Genomic DNA, 21018 nt, shown 5'->3' on the forward strand with positions numbered 1-21018 from the left:
TTTAGTTTTTTGTTTTGGGGCCCGCGGCCGGCTAGGCCAAAGGCCTAGGTCGGCCGCCGCTACGCTTTGGGGCTCGCAAGTCTGCTCGGCCCTTCGTTTTTCGCTACGCTCAAAAACTCGGTCTGGCCTTCGGCCACCCCGCCGCATCGCTAGGCCGCTCAACAGTCATTTTTGCTCTAGCTATAGGGCTTAGGCCTTTAAACAAAGAAGCAGTTTTCGCAGCTATTAGTGCCGAAGCCGAGAACCCCAAACTGAAAATCTCAAGAGGAGCGGCTGAGCTGCCGAAGCAGGGCCGCCGAAGGCGGCAGACCAAAGCCCGAAGGGCTGCAGGGCCGAGCAGACCTGCGAGCTGCGTAGTGGAGCGACCCGACCAAAGGAAGGGGCAGCCCCAAAACAAAAAATAGCGAAACCAGTCCTTGACCAGCTTCGCTATTGAGCAGCATAAAACGCCTATTTTATTTAATCCTCCTTCACTTTGAGTTGGCTATTTTGGGCCAAGCTAAGCAATTGGCTGAGGAGTTCTTCGGGTAAATCTTGCAGGTTGAAGGACATAGACAATTGGGCCTCCTTCTCGCTGCTCTTGATGGCCTGCAATTGCTCCAATTTTGGGGATTGGATAGCGGCTTCTTCCAAAGCTTTGAGTTCTCGGACCGTTTCGCTACGGACCGCCTGCACTTCTTCCTTTTTGTTCAATTCGTTTTTGTAGCGCAACAACTGCAAAAGGGCCATTTCGGAAACGGTTTGACGGCCAGCAATGGCAAAAAGCGCCTCTTCGAGATTATCTGCTTGGCTATTGAGATAAATCTCTCCATCAATGAAAACGGCATCTCCTTGGCGAACAATTTTGACCGTTTCGTCTAGGAAATAGACAGTATAGGGAATTGCGCCCTGCAGTAAAAAGATACTTTGCTTAAACTCTTCCTTCCATTTGAGGTAGTGGGGGGCAGCCCATTCTTGGGCAGTTTCCTCCAAACTCTCACGATCGAGTTCCTCCTGGCTATCGGCTTGGAAGAGCGGATAATACTTGAGGGTTTTATCGAATAAGCGTTTGTTGGTTTGGGCCAAAAGGCTAAGGAGTTTATCTAAAGGCAGCTCGTATTTTTCTAGAAAATCGCTGAGCTCGCTACTGGGCGTATAGCAATAGGTCCAGTCCTCTGTTTGGCCCAGTGCATATTGCATCACTAAGCCTTCTTCGCTCATTTGGGCCGACTCTATATAAGGTAGGGCCAAGCCCTTCATCTGCGCCTCGGATAGGCTGTTGTAGAGTTTGCGCAACCAGAAAATGCGTTCATCTTGAGAAGAAAAGCGCAGTTCTTTTTGGGCCAAGAAGCGGACCGTTTGGGGCAAGAGTGGAGCATGGCTATTTTGGACCTCATTGATCTGTTTTTGAGAAGTCGTTTCGCCTTGGCTTTCGGCCAAATAGCGCCGCAAATTCACTACAGCAGATTGTGGACCTTGTAGGCCTAGGGCCAGCATAAAACTGAGGCGATTAAGTGGCAAATCGGCATCGGGCTCGGCTTCATAGGAAATAGATTCGGCATCCTCGCCCAAATAATCTTGTAAAAGTGGGGGCAGTTGTTCCTCCTCAAGGGCATATTGGGGACTAAAGAGATAGGCGGAGAGGTCCATTTTCTCGCCCAATTGATGCTTTTGTCCAAAATAAATCTCGATCGCTTGTTTTGCATCTCCCTGCTCGGCCCAAAGGGGATAAACCGCCTCTAGCAAGCGGCGGAGCAAAGCGGCCTTGGGTTCATCCTCTTGCAAAGCGCGTAGAGGGGCAGCAAAAAAGCGGTTGCGTTCCAGATAAGGCTGAAAAGCGATGTATTGGCCAGCGAACTCGAAAGCTTGGCGACTGCTACTTTCTGGATCCATCCGAAGAATTTCGGGCAAATCGGCATAGCGTTCTGGATGCAAGCAAGCTTGAGGGTGGATATAATCGGGGGCATTGAAATAGAAAGCCTCTAGACTTTCTAGGGGAAGCCATTCTTCATTGGCCAATTGGACCCAAAAATTGCGGGCCAAAATGGGGCGTTCCTTACGTTTAACCTGCAAGAGCACTACAGCTAGTTGTTGAGCATTTTGGAGTTCCACTCTATCGCCTTTAAGCAAATCATAAAGCTGTTCTAAGGTCAATTCCTCTAGTTCAAAGCAGCGGCGGCGCAGGCTATTGGGCGCTTCATAGTCGACCAATTGCTCCATCAACTTATTGGTCAGGGCCTGCCATTTTTTGTGCTTAGGCGAAATAGCCGCTACATCCAATTGATATTTACCATCTCGCTCAATGCTAACGGTAGTTTGAGGGGCAAAAGAGATGCTGCTCAGTTTCATCAAGCCGCCTTCAATGGCTTCTACAAATACCTTAGAACGGATTTTGGCATGTTCGGCATCTTTGTTTCTAAAAATCTGCAAAGCTTGATGCTCAAAGCTTTCCTTATCATAAATGCGATCTTCTTTTAGGACGATCCGTTCAATTTTAGAAAAGACCTGTTCTTGCAAAGCCGCATTGCCAGATTCTACAATCATAGCAGAAAGTAGTTCTGGACTTGCATTTTTATGGCGAGAGAGCTCCTTGTATAATTTTGGCCCTAGGAGTAAATCTTCATAGTCGATGCCTTCCTTATATAGACTATAGGGAAAGAGCTTATAGCTTTCTCCAAAATTCTCTTTGATAACAGCGGCCATTTTTTGGGCCGATTTATCAAGATAGTAGGGGGTGTTTTTAGCCCTACGGCCCAGCTCATAGAGGCGGCCTTCGCCAGCCGTCACATACATAAACTTAAAGAGAGGCGTTTTGGCCAAGGTCAAAAACTCTTGTAGGGCCAAAACCGCTTCTTTATCCAATTGCTGCGGCTCTAAATGTAGCAAACGGCCCAAAACGGCATCTCGAGTATTTAAGGCTCGTTGGTTGAGATAGGGTAAAACTAACTTATTGGGACAGCGATAAGGCGTTAAGGTTTCTAGGGCACGGACCAAAGCGGGGTAATCTTCTACCTGCTCCATCGCCTGATGATAGAAAATCCCTTCGCTAATGAAGCCTTCTTCTTTGGAGAGGAATACATATTTTTCGCCAATAAGCGGCTTAACGGAATTAGCCAGCTCGCTATATTTACTAATTGCATCATAGAAAGCCTCTGGCGCCTCCAAAACGGCTTCCTGAGCAATCAATTCACTCCAATTTCTATGAATAACTTTATTAAAGAGGTCCTTTTCTGCACAGAGGAGCAGTGCCAAATCCTCCATATATTCCTCTTCCTTAATTTGGTAGGGCAACAAGAAGGACTCGAACTGTTCTTCACTGCTCAAGAGCTCTTGCAAGGGTCGTCTTTGGCCCAATTGATTCTCAAATAAGCAAAGCTTTTTGAGCTCTAGACTATGCAGAGAAGCATTGAGAATGGGATAAACGGCTTGTTTTTCTTTGGGACTAAGAGGCTGGCTTTCGGCCTGCTCCAAAATGGCCCGCGAAGCTTGTCGCCAATCTTTGTGGCTGGAGCTTGCCCGAATTTTAAAGGGGCCTTGATTGAGATAATCTAGGATAGCGGGATCGGGCAGTTCTAGGCCCATGAGTTTGCGCACAGCTGTGCGCAAAGCTGGATATTGTTTAGGCGCAACCGCTAAAAGGCTGTTGTGATAAAATACTTTTTCTGCAGGAAGAAAACCCTCTGCGGCAGAAACAAAAACGAGTTTTTTATCGGCTAAATCAGGCAGGGAGCTAGCTTGTTTGTATAGGGAAATACTTTGCTCATAAAGTGCTTGCACCTGATCGATCTCCACCAAGCTCGGGTGCTCCGTCAATTGCTCCCAATAGGCCCAAATGATGTTTTGATAGAGCTCGGCCCCCTCTACGGAACAATAATAATCGGCCAATTGGCTATTGTCTTCCAATTCCAAGATCTCAAAGCCCTGTAAATAGCTAGAAGGGGCTTGCCCCAAAGGCAAAATAGCCGATAAAGGCAATTGCTGTTGATAGTGATTAGCAAAAAGGGGGATCGCCCGTAAATCTGCTGCACTAATTTGGCCCAAGCTGCTCAAGAAAGCAAATAGGCGGTTCTTCTGTGCTGCAGAAAGTGTAGAGACTGCAGCCCGCTCTGCAATTTTCTGGAAAAGCGCCTTGGGTTGGCTGAGGTAATCCAATTCTTTTTGCAGCTGCTCCAAAATGGCGGCATAATCCTGAATATCAAAAGAGAGGACCGAGAAGCCCAGCGCCTTAATTTCTTCCTTATAAGGCAGGGTTTGGGCATTCATCAAAAAGATTTGCTCTTCCTCCTTGAGGTCCAAGATCGAGAGGTATTCCTCGCCGCCGCCCTGTTGGCTAAAGCGGAAGCAGTTGATATATTGGAATTGGGCCAAAAAGTCTTCATCAAAATCAATTTGACGCAATTCGGCCACAAAGGCCGCATAATCCTCTTCATCTAAGCTTTCGATCCAGCTATTGATGAGGGCTGGCGTACCTTGCAATAGCAATTCTTTGAGGCCCCAGCCTTTGAGGTCCAATTTGGCTGAATTAGCGGCTTCTCTTTGCAAATGCTCGTCTTCGGTCCAATAAAACCATTCTTTACCAATACCCAACTGCATGGGATCAATGGGAAGGGCCGTCTTTTTAATGACGACTAGGTCCTTGGGATAAAAGTTGCGCTTATTGGTGGGAATAGATTGCTGAATGTACTTGAGGTTCGGTCGATATAAATGCTGATTGAGCAATTCCGCATCATATTCCTCAGAAGGATCAGACAGGAGTAGCGATTTATAAATGCTCAAGAAGTGCTCAAAATCTTTGTTTCTTTTGCTATTGAGGCTTTTCTGCAAGGCCTTAGCAATGTACTTAAAGGTCTCAATATTGGCCTCGCCTTGGTCATCTAGGCGGGTACGGTCGGTAATTTTGGCAAAAGAGCTAGCATGAATGAGATAGGCCAAATTATGCCGCTCATTGCGCATAGGAAAAAACTGATAGAGGGAGGGACTTTGCTTCATCCGCTTGGCCTCTAGGGTATCATCTGGAAAACCCAGGGCGATTTCGATGGGACAAAAGGCAAATTCAGGATCAATTCGCTCAAAATCAGCTGTTTTGGGCAAAACGGCAAATTTCTCAAAGCGCAGACTTTGGCGCTCAATAACTTTGTCCTGCAAAACTACCTTATTTAGGGTTTTGAGGGTGTTCATCGCATAGCCAATGCCCGATTGGATATTGAGCAAAGACTCTTTGAGCTTCTCATGCTTTTTTGGTCCAAACTTTAGGAAGAAAAGCGAACCCTGAGAAAGGTCCAAAGCCGATAGTTGCTCTTGGTTTCGCTGCAAAAAGGCCTGTAATTCCAGCAATTCCGCTTCCTTAAAGAGCGTTTGCGGCTGATAATTCAAATCTTTTACTTCTTCCTCTAGGCCCGTGGGAAAACAAGCCAAGATAATCTTGAGCAGCCAAGGCAAATCGGCTGTAGTTTGAGCAGCAGTTTGATAGCCTCCTTTTTGATAGGCCATTAGCTCCTCAAATTCGCTAGCATTTTGCCAACTAAAAAGGAGTGGCCCAGCCAAATCCTTTAATAATTCCTCTGCGCCATCAGATTTGCCCATTAGGCGATAGGCCAACTTAAAGCCAATACCATAGCGGCCAATTTTGCCACAGTTTTCGGCCTTACTTTTATCGGCTTTGGTCCCTTGAAAAGAGTTGAGTAGAGCTTTGAGGTCCTTATCCGTAAACGCCCGCCCATTATTGAGCACCATAAAATACTGCTCATCATAAATGACGGCACAATCGCTCGCTTGGCTATCGGCTGCATTTTGCAAAAACTCATAAATAGCTTGTTCATCCTGTGCATTTTGGAGTTTGGGACTCAAATCGGCCTTAATATTATCCACAATTCCGTTGACCATTCGGTAAAAACCGAATTGCTGGCCCTCATGAACACTACCGATAAAATTTTCATCCCAGGCTTGCATATCATAGCCTTCGGCTTTGCGCCAATCTGTGCGAAAGGCTTGGACGTTTTTTCTGCGCATGCTTTGTTTTTTTGTGTGTCAGCAAGTTTAAGGTATTTTCTACTCTTCTTCAAGTGCTGCCCCCCTTGTTTTTTGACCATTTTATGACCTTTTTGGCCCTAATTAGCCTCATTCTAAATATCTACATCCTATAGGGAGCCCTAAAATTTGTTTTATCTTTGAGGCATTGGATTTGGGGCCTCCTGCCTTCGGCAGGCGCTACGTTTCGGGGCTCGCAAGTCTGCTCGGCCCTGCGCGGGCTTTGCCCGCTGGGTCTGCGGCTTCGCCGCCCCCCTGCACATCGCTAGGCCATAAACGAGCGCAGCGAGCTGCATCTAGCAGGCCGCAAAGCGGCCGCAGGCTGAGGGATGGACAGCAGTGGCGCGAAGCGCCAGACCAAGCCAGCTTGCTGGCGAAGGGCCGAGCGATCAGCGAGCTGCGACAACCAGCCCGACCCGCCCGCAGGGCGGGGCAGCCCCCAAAAATTAGAATTAAACTCGCCTTCGGGCATAAAATATAGCGAAATGAAAAACGAGCAACAAAAGATTCAGACGGCTTTGCAAGATTTGCAGGACCATATTTGTGCGGGCCTAGAGGCCATGGATGGCAAAGGGAAATTTCAGGAAGATTTGTGGGAGCGCCCCGGTGGTGGCGGTGGCCGCACCCGCCTAATTGGCGATGGAAATGTATTGATTAAGGGCGGCGTGAATTTTTCTGCCGTAGAGGGCGAGGCGCCAGATGCTTTGCTCAAAACCTTGAAAATTGAGGCCAAAGGAGACGAAAGTTTGCGCTTTTTTGCTTCTGGAGTGTCTATTGTTTTGCATCCGGAGAGTCCTTATGTGCCCATTACGCATATGAACGTTCGTTATTTTGAATTGAGCGATGGAACTTGGTGGTTTGGCGGAGGAATCGACTTGACGCCACATTATGTATTTCCAGAATTGGCCCAGCAATTTCATCAGCGGATGAAAGCCGTTTGCGATGAGTTTCATCCTAGCTTTTACGAGCGTTTCAAGCCTTGGTGCGATGATTATTTCTATTTGCCTCATCGTGGAGAAATGCGAGGTATTGGTGGCATTTTCTTCGATCGTTTAGGTCCAGAAGAAGAGTTGTCTAAAGAAGAATTATTGGACTTTATCATTGCGGTGGGCAAAGCTTTTGTGCCTGCTTATGCCGAGCAGGTGACCGCCACCAAAGAGATGTCTTATGGTCAAAAAGAGTTGGATTGGCAGGCGCTTCGCCGTGGTCGTTATGTAGAATTTAACTTGGTATTGGACCGTGGCACCAAGTTCGGTTTGCAGACCAATGGCCGTACCGAATCTATCTTGATGAGCATGCCGCCCACTGCGGGTTGGGCCTATGATCATCAGCCAGAGGCTGGCAGCGCAGAAGCGCAAACCTTGAGCTATTTGGTCAAGGGAATTGATTGGCTCGCTCCTTTGGAGGTTTAGGAGTTTGGAGAGTAGGAAACGCCCAGTTGAGTTGTCAGCTGGGCGTTTTTTGTGCAAAATCTGTCTGGTACATGACCAAGACCATTTAGGTCGGAAAGCAAAGGGCAAGGCTAAACAACATGAAAGATTGGGCAAAGCAGAAAATGAAGCATTCGCTTATTCTTGTACAGATGGCGTTGAAATGGAAAATATTTTATCAGTTAAAACTTGGGAGTATTTAATTGGCCATGTTATCCTCAAGGAAAAGGAAAACTTTTCTTTTGGGGAAGCTATCCAATATGAGAGTTATAAGGATGTAAAAATTGCTGACTTTCTCAACGAGCAACTGAGCGATAAAGAGTGTTACGCTTTCTTAGCTGAGAAGGAAATAAAATCTGAAGGAAAAGGAAAACTCGCTGATGCCTTCCTAAAAGCAGTATTAAATGGCGACTTAAAATGGGCAAATATTGTATCGCCAGGGACCAAAGCCATGCTCAAGGAAGTCTATTTATTTATTGCTGAGCATAATCCCAACTTGTTCTCGGCCGGCACCGATGAAATAAAAAAGCTATTAGAGCCTAATGAAGCTTAAGCCCCCAAAGCCCGAACTAAACTTTAGTTTGGGCTTTTTTTGTCCCCCTCTCTCCCACTACCAAACAATATTCTCCTATCCATCGAGCATAACGCTACCCGCCTTATACGACGCTCATTTTTGAAGCTAAAATTTTCGTTTATATCTTCTATTTTACTGATGAGGAAAAGTTGGGGGACTAGTGTAATATTAAAATTATATAAATATTAGCCTATCTAGATACAACTATTCTACTTAATAGCTATTATACTGGCTTAAATGGTTAAAGATGGATACCGTACACATTATTTTTGCTGGGGCGCTTTTATTATTGCTCAGTGTTTTGGCTGGAAAAACCTCTTTTCGCTTAGGTTTACCCACCTTAATTTTATTTTTATTGGTGGGCATGTTAGCGGGTTCTGAGGGATTTGGCGGCATTTACTTTGATGATCCTCAGATTGCTCAATTTATTGGCATCATTGCGCTAAACATCATTTTATTTGCGGGTGGTTTAGATACTCGTTGGGGAGCTGTTCGCTTGGTTTTGGGCAAAGGATTGACCTTAGCCACCTTGGGCGTTTTTATTACGGCGGCGGCTGTGGGGATCTTTGCGCATTACTTTTTTTATTGGAGTTGGCTGGAGGCTTTTTTATTGGGAGCTATCGTATCCTCAACTGATGCAGCGGCTGTATTTTCAATTTTGGGCTCAACCAATATTCACTTAAAGCATGGCATTCGGCCCATTTTGGAGTTAGAGAGCGGAAGTAATGACCCTGTGGCTTATTTTCTGACCAGTTTGCTTGCTGGAGCGGTATTAAAAGATGAAATGAGCTTGATTCCAGCCCTAACACAACTGCTTTTGCAGTTGGTTCTAGGTGTTTCTATTGGCTATATGATGGGCAAGTTGAGCAAATGGGTAATCAATGGTATTCGATTAGATTTCAAGGGTTTGTATCCTGTTTTGGCTCTTTCTCTTGGTTTTTTGGCCTATGCTTGCAGCGAGCTCTTGTCTGGCAATGGTTTTCTAGCGGTTTATGTATCTGCTGTTTTTTTGGCCAACAGTCAATTGACACAAAAGCTGAGTATTCGGCAATTTTTTGATGGTTTTGCCTGGTTGATGCAAATCATTCTCTTTTTGAGTTTGGGCCTTTTGGTTTTCCCTTCTCAAATTTTGGCCGTTTGGCCAATGGGCTTAGCCTTGGCCTTTTTCCTGATGTTCATTGCTCGGCCAATCAGTGTTTTTATTGGCTTGTCTTGGACCAAACTCGATTTTAAATCCAAATTATTTATTTCTTGGGTAGGGCTTCGCGGGGCCGCTCCCATTGTTTTTGCCACGATCCCGATGGTCATGGGCATTGCCTCCTCTTATCTCATTTTCAATTTGGTCTTTTTCCTCACTTTAGTTTCCATTGGTTTGCAGGGCACGAGCATCCCCTTTTTTGCCCGTTTGTTGGGTTTGGTGGACCTACAAGTCTCGGCCTTAACTCATGCTCGTTCTTTGGCGCTAGAAGAAGAAAGTAAGGTAGAAACTGCAGAGGTCTACATTTCTGAAGAAAGTCCTCTGATTGACCGAGAATTGGCTGATATTCGCTTTCCAGCCGATTGTATGGTGGTCCTGATTATCCGAAAACAGCAGTATTTGGTCCCTACCGCCCATACCAAAATAGAAGCGGGCGACACCCTGCAACTGCTCGCCAGCAAAGCCGAAGACCTAGCCAGTTTACAGATGGAATTGGGCTAAAAGGACTTTTTTGCTTTCTAAACAGCTTCTCCTCTCCTCCTATTTTTGAATAAAATTCAATCTAAAAAAGACCTCCATCTCTGCGAGAAAAAGTTGAGGGACTAATTACTTTCAATTATTCAATTGTTGTTTTGGGGCCCGCGGCCGGCTAGCCTTCGGCTAGGTCGGCCGCCGCTATGCTGCGCCGCTCGCAGGTCTGCTCGGCCCTGCGGCGGCAAGCCGCCTTGGTCTGGCGCTTCGCGCCACGGCTACGCAGCGCTGGGCCAAACTAAAAGTTCTCTGCTTTGGCCCTTTAGTTGTTGCTAGTTTAAAAATCAGGATTTTAGACTATACTAAAATTTCATGCTCTCATCTTTCTTGCAGCCTAGGAGCTTGTCCCTAGGCAATTATTGGTCAAATTCTACTTTTGAGAGCTAAGCTAAAACACAAATTTTATTCAGCTACAGAAAACAGGAATAGTCCCGATTTTTTTTCAAGATGGCCCACAAAACGGTCCTGGGTTTTTCTTGCATACTTCTTACTCCTCTTTGATTCCCGCTTAAACTGAGGAAACAACCCTTCGCTCATTTACCTAGCTCCCTGCCAAAAACTAAATCCAACCCACCGCAGAAAAAGTTGAGGGACTAAATAACACTATAGTTTTCCTAGAGGGCCAAGCCTTTTTTGGCGCTGCGGAGGACCTTTTTTCGGTAGGTTAAAACCCACCGCAACAATGCTATCGCTTCGCGATAATTTATGAAATGAGGGTTGAAACCCTCATGGATTTAAACATAGCGGGGGCCGACCTAGGCTTTGCCTAGCCGGCCGCGGGCCCCAAAATAGCCGTCACAAGATTCAATCTTATTAGTTTTTTCTTGGCGAAAGTTAAAATTTAATTAAAGCTTTATTATTATTGTGGTAGACCAACCTAGAATAGTATGCAAGAGAGAAACTACTTTGCAGAGCAATTACGCATTAAATCCGGCTCTTTTTCTTGGCCTGCTGGCGATTTTATTGTCGAGCAGCAAATTTTGCCTGCCTATTATATGGACAATGAAGATGCAGAGGAATCTTTGCAATGCATGAGGGCTATGGCAGCCGCTAGATCGGCTAATATTTACCTCTTGATTGACATGAAAAACATCAAAGGGGCCTCAGCAGGAGCGCGAAAAACCTTGGCGCAGGCTTCTCCAACTTTAGTAAAAGGAGTAGCCACCTTAATTGCCAATCCTATTTCTCGTTTATTGAGCAATTTCATATTGGGGCTCAATAAACCAAGTTATCCAACTAGGGCTTTTTCGGATAAGGAACAGGCCAAAGCTTGGCTAAAAAGTCTAAAAGATAAAAATGAGGCAAAGAAGATTTAAAAAGGGTTAAAAGTTTAGATAAGTCTAAAAAAAGTGCTTCATTTGTCTCATGAGACTCGTCCAACTATATAAAACTGGCCGCTTCTTAGCGCCAATCTTCGCCCTGCTATTTCTCTGTAGTTCAGTGGGTTGGACCAGTTATTCTCATTTTTGTGCTTGTCAAGATAGTTGGCACCAAAGTATTTGGGCCGATATGGGTTGTTGTCAGCATGAAGCTGATAATTCTCTAGAAAAAGCCGAAAGCTGCTGTTCTATTTTACCCCAGCAAGAGGGAGGCAATCATTGTAGTGTAGATAATCCCTGCTGCCAGGATAATGAGGTACAGTTTCTTTCTATTTGGGATGATTCTGGGGATTTACTGCCTCCAGATTTAGCGCAATCTTTTTTCTCTCTTCAACTTTTTTGGGCACCTCGCCTACTCTTAAATTGGCCCAATGCGCCACTTTCTGCACAGGAAGAATTGGCTTGGGCAACTCCTTTTGTTTTTTGGCAAAAACGAGCTCCACTGCTTTTTGAGGGGGCTGGCTATTTGCAATTTCTTCAGATCATGCGTTGCTAAAATTGATTTTCTGTTCGATCATTAGTTAATAATCAGAAAATCAAAATTTTATGCAATTTTACAAATATATCCTCCTGCTAGTTGGACTAGCATGGAGCCAGTTGGCCTATAGCCAATCTTATTTTTTGGGCCAGCTTGTTAATGGCCAAGGGGAAGCTATTATTTCAGCCACTGTTCATTGGCAAGATAGCGCTAGTATTGGGGCCGTTACGGATTTTGAGGGGAAATTTCGCATTCTTCGCCTGGATACGGTCCAGCCACACACCCTAGAAATTCGCCATCTTTCTTATGAGCCTGTGTCTGTAGAAATACTGCCCTCAGAGCAAGATTTAATCCTTACTGTGGGCGATGACTTACTACTAGAGCAAGCCACCGTTGAAGTCACGGCTAAGCAAGGCGATGCCTTTGCTTCTACCATCAACCCCATCAATGTCGAGACCTTAGGACAGTGCGAGCTACGCCGTGCGGCTTGTTGCTCTTTGGCCGAAAGCTTTGAGAACAATGGGACCGTCAATGTAAGTTTTACCGATGCCGTTACTGGAGCCAGAGATATTGAAATGCTGGGCTTGCGAGGCATTTACAGTCAATTGATGATTGAAAATCGGCCTAACTTTAATCGTTTGGGTTTGGCTTATGGCTTAGAATATATTCCAGGTACTTTTGTCGAAAGCATTCAGATTTCTAAGGGAGCTAGCACTGTACGCAATGGCGTAGAAGGCTTAACAGGACAAATCAACACTGAATTGATTAAGCCACATAATGCGCCTAAGCTCTACCTCAATGGATTTATCAATCATTTGGGGCGTAGCGAGCTTAACCTCAATTTGGCTCACAAATTTAATGAGCAAACGGCTACTGGACTTTTGTTACATGGCAACTATTTCAACCAAGCCTTAGATCATAATGGGGATAATTTTATGGATATTCCCCTCAAGCGGCAGCTCAATGCCCTTTGGCGCTTGAACCACCGAACCAAAAACCTGCATGCCGAAATCAATGCGCAAGCTATTTTGGACCAAAGAGAGGGTGGACAAGTTGCTAGCTTCTTTTCTGCGGCTGATTTGCCCCAACGCTTATACCAAATCGACTCAGATATTGAGCGTTATGAGGTATTTGGTAAACTTGGATTTATCGGCTTTGATAATCCCTTACAATCTTTGGCGCTTATTTACAGCCTTAGCCAGCACAATCAATCTTCTTCTTTTGGCGACAGACTTTATGAAGGGAAACAAAACACCGCTTATCTCAATTTGCTCTTTCAAACGCCTTTGGGCAAAGGGCAAGAGTTGATGGCGGGTTTCAACTATCGCCTAGATGACTTTCAAGAGCAGGTAAATGAGCTCAATATGGATCGCAGAGAGCAGCAATCTTCTCTTTTTGCGGAATACAACTGGCAGCAAGAGCTCAATCTAGAAACAGGTCGTGGCTTTGGTCTTATTGCGGGGCTCCGCCTCGATCAGGTCCAAACCCTTAATGGCATGGAGTACTTGCCTACTGGCCGTCTCAATTTCAAGTACAACTTCAATCAAGACTTTATCATTAGAGCTTCTGGAGGCCGAGGAATTCGCCTACCCAACTTATTGATTGAAAACTTCCGCTATTTGCCTACTGCTCGAACCTTTGTATTGAATGAAACCCCTGCCGTAGAAAAAGCTTGGAACTATGGCCTAAATATTACTCGCAACTACATTTTGGGCGAGCGTGCAGGGAGCTTAAGCCTAGATATTTATCGCACTGATTTTGAACAGCAATTAGTCGCAGATATTGATCACAGCAGCAGCCAAGTTCAGTTTTACAACTTAAAAGGCCGCTCTTTTGCCAACAGCATCTTGTTATCTTGGACCCAAGATATTATTGAAAACTTAGAATTGCGTTTGGCCTACAAATACAATGATGTCCGTGCTACTTATCACGGTAATTTAGACTGGATGCCCTTTTCGCCGCGTCACCGTGGCCTGATGGCTTTGCAGTACCAACTGCCTAAATCTGGCTGGCAGTTTAACCTTAACACCCAATTGGTTGGTCCGCAACGTCTCCCTACACTTTATGGTGATCTTAGCGATCTTCCTGCTTATCGCCAAGAAGCCCGCTCTCCTACTTTTGCCTTAGTCAATGCGCAAGTCAGCAAAAAATTGGGCAAAGGCTGGGAAGTTTATTTGGGTGGAGAAAACCTGACAAACTACCGCCAAGAGCAACCCATTTTGGGTGCTCAAGACCCTTTTGGGCAAAGCCTACAACCCCAACTATTTGATGCTTCGGCCGTTTATGCTCCCGTTTTCGGGACTATGGTTTATGCTGGCTTCCGTTATACTTTGGGTCAAAAAACCAAGGCCGATCCTCATGCTGGACATAACCACGGGCCTAATGAAGGCCATGATGATCCTCATGCTGGACATAACCACGGGCCTAATGAAGGCCATGATGATCCTCATGCTGGACATAACCACGGGCCTAATGAAGGCCATGATGATCCTCATGCTGGACATAACCACGGGCCTAATGAAGCCCACAAAACAGCTAGCGAACATCATCATGAGAATGGCGCCGAGCTATTGATTAAGTCTGACCCTCAATGTAGCATGTGCCAAACTACGATTAGCCAAGGCTTAGAAAAAATTGAGGGCGTTTATCATGCTAGCGCCAATCTAAGCAGCAAAACCGTAGAAATTCACTACGATGAGGAGAAAACGAATCCTGCCGCTTTGCGCAAAGCCCTCAGTAAATTGGGCTATCCCGCAGATGATCTCCCTGCCGACCCTAAAGCACATGATCAGCTTCCTGCTTGCTGTCAACAGCATTAAGCTTGGATTTTTTAGCTAACCATAACTTTGGGCGAAGAACAGCTGTTCTTCGCCCATTTTTTTTTAATCTTCAAGCCAAAAGAAAAGGGCCGTTCTGCTAGAGGCAATCGAAGTGAAGCCTTGGCCCAGCGCTGCGCAGCGGTGGCCCAAAGGGCCAGACCGAAGGCGGAAGTGCAGCCTGAAGGGCCGAGCGAACAGCGAGCCCCGCAGCATAGCGGCGGCCGACCTAGCCAAAGGCTAGCCGGCCGCGGGCCCCAAAAAATAACCCCCAACACAAAAGTGCTGAGGGTTATGAATACTTCCCTTAGGGTTTAGCCAAAGCCTTATCGACGGATGACAAACTTTTGGGTAATTTGGCCTTGTTGAGTAGAAAGGCGCAAGAAATAAGTACCTGCGGGCCAATCAAAAGAAAGGGCAAAGTCAAAGTGCTGCCCATTCAGACTTTGCTGATGCAATTGCCGACCCAAAACATCAAAGATGGCCAATTCGGCTTGGCTAGCATGAGTCAAGAGAAGCTGCAATTGCATTTGTCCATTATTTGGATTAGGAAAGAGACTAAAAGCCTCGGCCCATTGTGTATTTAGAGCAGTAACAGCCGTCACTTGAATGCTATCCGTAGCCGTACAGCCATTTGCGTCCGTAACAGTAACACTATAATTGCCAATTCCGACATTGGTCAGCTGTTGCACACTGTCTCCAGTACTCCAGAGGTAGCTAAAGGGAGCCGTACCTCCATTTTCACTGGCTGCCAAAGCACCATTATTGCTTGCTGGGGTATGAGGCTGAGTAAGCGAAAAAGCGACTTGCAAACTGGCAGGAGCTATCACCGTATCGCGAAGGATCACCGTACAACCTAGAGCTGTATCACTAACAGAAACTGTATAAATACCAGCAGGTAATCCCTGCAAATCCTCAGTATTTGCCCCATTGGACCAAGAATAAAGATAGTTTCCAACAGGACTTACTGATAAATCAAGGCTTCCGTCTGCTGTATTCGAGCAGCTAGGGCCATTGCTTAGCGCTGTCAATACAGGTCCCTGAGGAATATTGAAGCTCTCGCTTCGTACCGCCTCACAGCCATTGGCATCGGTAACGGTCACACTATAAGTACCATTAGCCAAGTTGCTGATGCTTGTAGCCGTTGAACCATCTGACCAAAGGTAACTATAGGGCCCACCAGCCCCAGCACTAACAGTTAAAGCTAAAGCAGCAGTCCCTGGTACACAGTTTTGCTCGCTACTCAATAATTGAATTTGCATTGCAGTAGGCTCTCCCACCTGAACTGTTCTTTGAGCACTACAAACTCCAGAGCTAATCGTTACCGTATAGCTGCCAGCTGCCAGACCGCTAGCCGTTTGCGTATTGGCTCCATTGGACCAGTTATAACTGATTGGAAGCCCTGTAGCTGTACCCACAGCCTGTGCCTCTCCGTCAGCATAGCCTGCACAGCTTGCATTTTGACTAACGACAGCATTAGTGGCCAAGCTATTGTCTAGAGAAATAGTATAAGCTGCGGCTAGCTCACAGCCATTGGCATCACTTACGGTTAGTTGATAAACCCCAGCACTTAAGCCTGTTTGGCTGTTACTTGTCGAGCCATTGGACCAAACAAAACTATAGGGTGTTGTTCCGCCATTTACAATAGCTGTTAAATCGCCATCATTCCCAACACAACTCTCATCATTGATTCCTGTAGCTAGAGTCATCGCAGTAGGTTGAGCAATATTCGTACTGGCTATAGCCACACAACCATTTGCATCAATCGCTGTTACGCTATAATTTCCAGCACAAAGGTTAATGGGATTCGCCACAGTGGCTCCACTCGTCCATCGATAACTAACTGGCGCTTGCAAGCCCGTACTCTGTAGACTAATACTTCCATCGCAATTGCTGGCACAACTCACAGCCGTAGGGCTGAGTTGTAGACTACCATTACAGGGACAGTTGTAGCCAACTATAACCGTAGCCACTACCGTACAACCATTAGCATCCGTAATGCTTACTGTATAAGTTGCCGCACTGAGGTTGCTAGTCGTAGCTGTTGTTTGCCCATCCGACCAAAGGAAGCTATAGCCTGCAGTTCCTCCACTTACTGTTACCGTGGCCGTGCCATCATTGCCCGCACAGCTTTCATCTGTGCTAGCTGTTGTAGCCACCAAAGCCGTAGGTTCATTCACTACTGCTGTGGCTACTGTCGTACAACCCGAAGCATCTGTAATGCTTACTGTATAAGTGCCTGCTAACAATCCAGAGATTGTTGCCGTCGTCTGTCCATTGGACCAAAGGTATGTATAAGGTGTAGTGCCTGCCGTTGCAACAACCGTAGCCATTCCATCCGCCAATCCATGACAACTAGCATCAGTAGCATTCGTGGTCGCTGCTAAAGTACAAGGCGTACAACTATTACCAACTACAGCCGTAGCTACTGCCGTACAGCCATTAGCATCCGTAATCGTTACAGTATAGCTAGCTGCCGTTAGACCAGTAGCTGTAGCTGCCGTTTGTCCATCTGACCAAAGGAAGCTATAGCCCGCAGTTCCACCACTTACTGTTACAGTGGCCGTACCATCATTGCCTGCACAGCTTTCATCTGTGCTAGCTGTTGTAGCCACCAAAGCCGTAGGCTCATTCACTACTGCTGTGGCTACTGTCGTACAACCCGAAGCATCTGTAATGCTTACCGTATAAGTGCCTGCTAACAATCCAGAGATTGTTGCCGTCGTCTGTCCATTGGACCAAAGGTATGTATAAGGTGTAGTGCCTGCCGTTGCAACAACCGTAGCCATTCCATCCGCCAATCCATGACAACTAGCATCAGTAGCATTCGTGGTCGCTGCTAAAGTACAAGGCGTACAACTATTACCAACTACAGCCGTAGCTACTGCCGTACAGCCATTAGCATCCGTAATCGTTACAGTATAGCTAGCTGCCGTTAGACCAGTAGCTGTAGCTGCCGTTTGTCCATCTGACCAAAGGAAGCTATAAGCCCCAGTTCCTCCACTTACTGTTACCGTGGCCGTGCCATCATTGCCCGCACAGCTTTCATCGGTACTACTAATTCCAGTAGCGAGTTCTGTTACTGTGACCGCAGAAAGAATGATAAGAGTATCACTAATACAACCATTAGTCGCTACAAGAGCAATGTCATAACTACCCGCAGCAGCATAACTAACAGTAGGGTTCGTACTGCTAGAGCTGGCTGGTGTTCCTCCAGGGAAAAACCATTCATAGCTGTCGGCATTACTCGAGTTGTTGCTAAAGCTGAGACTATTCCCCAAGCAAATTGTGCTATTGGTTGGACTGAAGTCAGCAGTAGGAAGCGTACCTAAAACAGGTACAATATAATGTGCAACCTCAATCCCCCAACTTCCCGTTTCATCATAGGCATGCCAACTTCCATCACTCCACTGCTCCCAGGCCGTAGCAGGAGCCGTCTCCCCATCTGTATTGGTAATTAATGCAATTGTATCATTGCCATAAGTGTACTCTATGCCTACAAAGAACTCATTAGACGCAGGAAGACTAATGTTTCCAAAAGGAATAAAGACAACACCACTTCCTCCTGCAATAATGTTTGCAATATCTTGATAAGCAATAGGAACTGTCGCTATGACAGCGCCAGGAGTACCTCCTGTACCATCCCAAACCTGAACGTTAAAGCTATTGCTCGCATTGGAAGCTACTGCCTGACCAAAACCAAAGTAGGCCCCTGTCAAATGGCTATTTGCGCCCCCATAATTAAAGTAATCGGCCTTAGCCAAATCACCATAACCATTATGGCCACTCAGATACCCCCCAGGTCCACCTGCATTATAGAGCGCAGGATTATCATTGGCCAAATCATAATTAGAAATGGTGTCACAGGCCTGTAGACCCGAACTAAAGCTAGCACTAGCCGCTGGCGAACTCCCACAACCATTTGTGGCACTCACCTGCCAAAAGTACTGCGTCCCCGTCCCCAATACATTAGAGATATAATTAGGACTGCTCAATCCCGTCGCCTGATCTACGATATTACTAAAGGCCGCATCCGTGGCAATGCTAATGTCATAACTAGCTCCAGCCGCTGCCGACCAATTAAAATTGACGGGTAGGGCCACTGCGGTAGCTCCATTAACTGGGCTATTCAAACTCAGAGCCGCAGGCGCCGGATCATTTACCACTAAGGTCAAGATCAAGCTTTTGTTCCCCGATGTGCTGCTCGCATTGACCGTAATCGAATAACTGCCCGCTGCAGTTGCTCCCCCTACACTAAAATTGAGGGCCACACTGCCCCCTGGCGTAACTGGATTGCTAGCAAAATTAGCACTAACCCCTGCAGGCAAGCCCGTTACAGCAAGTGTAACAGGATCACTATAAGTACCTATTTGCCCCACATCAATTGTATAGCTTAGGGTAGCAGCCGCACAAACAGCCTGACTATTATTGGCCGTACTTAAGGTATAATCATTGGTCGAAAGAACAATAGTAAAGTCGTTATCAGAGATATCGAAAAAATATCCATTGGCACAACGTACCATAATACGGCCTGTTGTGGTCCCTATGTTCGGAACGCTAATCGCCTCACTTCCATCATTGGGTACATTAGCCGCCAAAACAGTAGGATAGCTCAAGCCTCCATCCGTAGACAATAAGATATCTACATTGGCACAACTCACAGGATTGCCATCCGTACCGGCAACATCCCAACTTACCGTTTCTGTACTTCCCCCATTCCAACTAATTCCCGTGGCAGAAGGATAAAGCACCACAAAAGGACCACTACTGGCATCTACGGTCACTTGCATATCCGCATGAGCCGTACAACCGCCTCCCGCTGCATTGTCCCGAACGGTCACTCTAAAATCCATAGTTCGACTAACCGAAGGAAGTACCTCCCAAGTAAATGGTCCACCCGCAGCCAAATCACTAAGATTTGGGAAATAACGAGTCGGATCGGTCACAGGATCAAAGGAACGAAAGTTTGGCCCAGCCGTAGAACTCGCTACGGGTGGCATCGTGGCCGTCGTATTCTCCATCTGTTCCCAACTGTAGGTTAGGGTATTCCCATCAGGGTCACTAGCCGTTGCCGTCAATAAGAAAGGAGTGCTGGCCGGAATGCTAATATTCGCAGCTGGTGCACTAACTGTGGGCGCATTATTAGCCAAGGCCGTAGTCGTCGGACAGCTATGCCCTGCTCCCGTAATAAAGGCCCCCATCTCCTGCAAAGAGACAGAATGGAAATAGTCATCACTTTGATTCTGTACATTAGGCGCACAAATTCCCGCATACCCCATAATGGTAGAAGCACTACCGGGCTCCATAGCCGTGGCATTATTGCGGTTGCAACTGTTGTTTTGCGTATGATTGCAGCCAAACTGATGCCCCACCTCATGAGCCACATAATCAATGTCAAAAGGATCGCCAATAGGCGCACTACTGCCCGTTACGCCTCGGGCTTTGCCCGAATTGCTACAAACAACACCTAAACCAGCCAATCCACCACTATTGGTCCCAAACACATGACCTATATCATAATTGGCCGAACCAATCTCCGTATCAATATTAACCTGATTCTCTGTAATCATTGTGCCCGGCGTTCCATTAGTATAAGGATCCGTCGTCGCATTGGTGTAAATAATGAGGTTGTTATTGGCCACCAAATTCATCCGAATGGCCATCTCCCGCTCATAAACTCCATTCACCCGATTTAGGGTGGTGGTCTGAGCCGCCAAGGCCAAAGCTACCGTTCCCCCATGAAACTGAGTGTACTCTCCCGTCGCCGCAATTGCAATGCGGTAGGTCCGCAATTCACAACTGCCAAAACGAGCCGCCGTCTGCCCGCCCGACTTAAAACTAGAGAGCGGAATGTTGTTGCCCGTCAACCCACAAACAAACTGCTTGGGACTTGCAGGACGAAAATCCCGACGATTATATACTATATAGTGCTCTATATCTCCTCCACCAAACTGATAAGGATCAATATACACAGTTCCTTCGCCCGGAGTCAATATCATAGCATGAAAACCCTGTGGCGTAAGATCAAAACGAAGCGTTTTTGAAGGATCACTAAGCCCCCGACCCGCATAGGTCTGTATTTCAGGAAACTTCTCCGCTAATTCTACCTCCATGATCGGAGATTCTACAATCTCAAAAGTTTCATAGCTGCCATCTGGCAATGGTAAACTCAAAAGAGTGGGACTAATGGCCGCAATAGGCGTCCGCTCCATAGGAGTGGCCGCTAAAAGATCCCTTATCCCCGATAAATTTAATCGGACCATCTGATATTGCTCGGCAAAAATGTAACGTGTTCCCGACTTGGGAATTTGGTCCTCTTTTACAGCGGTCCAAAGCTCTGTCTGCCCCCAAATCTGGGAACTAAAGAGCAATAACCAACTGCATAACAGTACCCTTAGGTAGCTCAGTCGCATAGGCATTTTCTAGTTAGGTGTATAAAAATGGGTTAATGAATCCTTAAGATAAAGTTTCTATCTTTCTAGAACGCCTTTCATCTCTTTATTGTGCATTCATTCAATGAACAATGCTTTTTTAGATTTGGGGCCCGCGGCCGGCCTATCCGAAGGCTAGCCGGCCGCCGCGCTACGTTTCGGGGCTCGCTGTTAC

General features: G+C 46.4%; 8 protein-coding genes. 6 read left to right on the forward strand and 2 right to left on the reverse strand.

Annotated features, from left to right (window positions below; all coding sequences use genetic code 11):
* Positions 1-459 precede the first annotated feature (459 nt).
* On the reverse strand, positions 460-5988 hold the full coding sequence (locus PPO43_RS15550; RefSeq protein WP_272619473.1) for a sacsin N-terminal ATP-binding-like domain-containing protein: 5529 nt from the start codon (positions 5986-5988) through the stop codon (positions 460-462).
* 503 nt (positions 5989-6491) lie between these two features.
* Here PPO43_RS15550 and hemF point away from each other — a divergent pair.
* From hemF to PPO43_RS15580, 6 genes are all read left to right on the forward strand, one after another.
* A complete protein-coding gene (hemF, locus tag PPO43_RS15555) occupies positions 6492-7418 on the forward strand; it encodes an oxygen-dependent coproporphyrinogen oxidase (RefSeq protein ID WP_272619475.1) in 927 nt (308 codons plus the stop codon).
* 127 nt (positions 7419-7545) lie between these two features.
* Positions 7546-7989: a hypothetical protein gene (locus PPO43_RS15560; RefSeq protein ID WP_272619477.1), complete on the forward strand. Its 444-nt coding sequence runs from the start codon at positions 7546-7548 to the stop codon at positions 7987-7989.
* 268 nt (positions 7990-8257) lie between these two features.
* Positions 8258-9709, forward strand: a complete 1452-nt coding sequence (locus PPO43_RS15565; protein ID WP_272619479.1) for a potassium/proton antiporter — start codon at positions 8258-8260, stop codon at positions 9707-9709.
* Positions 9710-10626: 917 nt separating this feature from the next.
* On the forward strand, positions 10627-11055 hold the full coding sequence (locus tag PPO43_RS15570; protein ID WP_272619481.1) for a DUF7793 family protein: 429 nt from the start codon (positions 10627-10629) through the stop codon (positions 11053-11055).
* A 49-nt stretch (positions 11056-11104) separates the two neighbouring features.
* Entirely contained in the window at positions 11105-11614 is a 510-nt protein-coding gene (locus PPO43_RS15575) for a hypothetical protein (protein WP_272619483.1), read from the forward strand.
* A gap of 50 nt (positions 11615-11664) precedes the next feature.
* The gene (locus PPO43_RS15580) at positions 11665-14415 is read left to right on the forward strand and encodes a TonB-dependent receptor domain-containing protein (RefSeq protein WP_272619485.1); all 2751 of its coding nucleotides are present in this window, start codon (positions 11665-11667) and stop codon (positions 14413-14415) included.
* A gap of 323 nt (positions 14416-14738) precedes the next feature.
* Here the strand turns inward: PPO43_RS15580 and PPO43_RS15585 are convergent, their stop codons facing one another.
* On the reverse strand, positions 14739-20825 hold the full coding sequence (locus tag PPO43_RS15585; RefSeq protein ID WP_272619488.1) for a reprolysin-like metallopeptidase: 6087 nt from the start codon (positions 20823-20825) through the stop codon (positions 14739-14741).
* Between the last annotated feature and the right edge of the window lie 193 nt (positions 20826-21018).

Source organism: Saprospira sp. CCB-QB6 (assembly GCF_028464065.1).
In the GTDB taxonomy this organism is placed as follows: domain Bacteria; phylum Bacteroidota; class Bacteroidia; order Chitinophagales; family Saprospiraceae; genus Saprospira.

Excerpts from the sequence above, each read along its gene's own strand:
- PPO43_RS15550 (WP_272619473.1), bottom strand. The coding sequence starts at position 5,988 with ATGCGCAGAAAAAACGTCCAAGCCTTTCGCACAGATTGGCGCAAAGCC.
- hemF (WP_272619475.1), top strand. The coding sequence starts at position 6,492 with ATGAAAAACGAGCAACAAAAGATTCAGACGGCTTTGCAAGATTTGCAG.
- PPO43_RS15565 (WP_272619479.1), top strand. The coding sequence starts at position 8,258 with ATGGATACCGTACACATTATTTTTGCTGGGGCGCTTTTATTATTGCTC.
- PPO43_RS15570 (WP_272619481.1), top strand. The coding sequence starts at position 10,627 with ATGCAAGAGAGAAACTACTTTGCAGAGCAATTACGCATTAAATCCGGC.
- PPO43_RS15575 (WP_272619483.1), top strand. The coding sequence starts at position 11,105 with ATGAGACTCGTCCAACTATATAAAACTGGCCGCTTCTTAGCGCCAATC.
- PPO43_RS15580 (WP_272619485.1), top strand. The coding sequence starts at position 11,665 with ATGCAATTTTACAAATATATCCTCCTGCTAGTTGGACTAGCATGGAGC.
- PPO43_RS15585 (WP_272619488.1), bottom strand. The coding sequence starts at position 20,825 with ATGCGACTGAGCTACCTAAGGGTACTGTTATGCAGTTGGTTATTGCTC.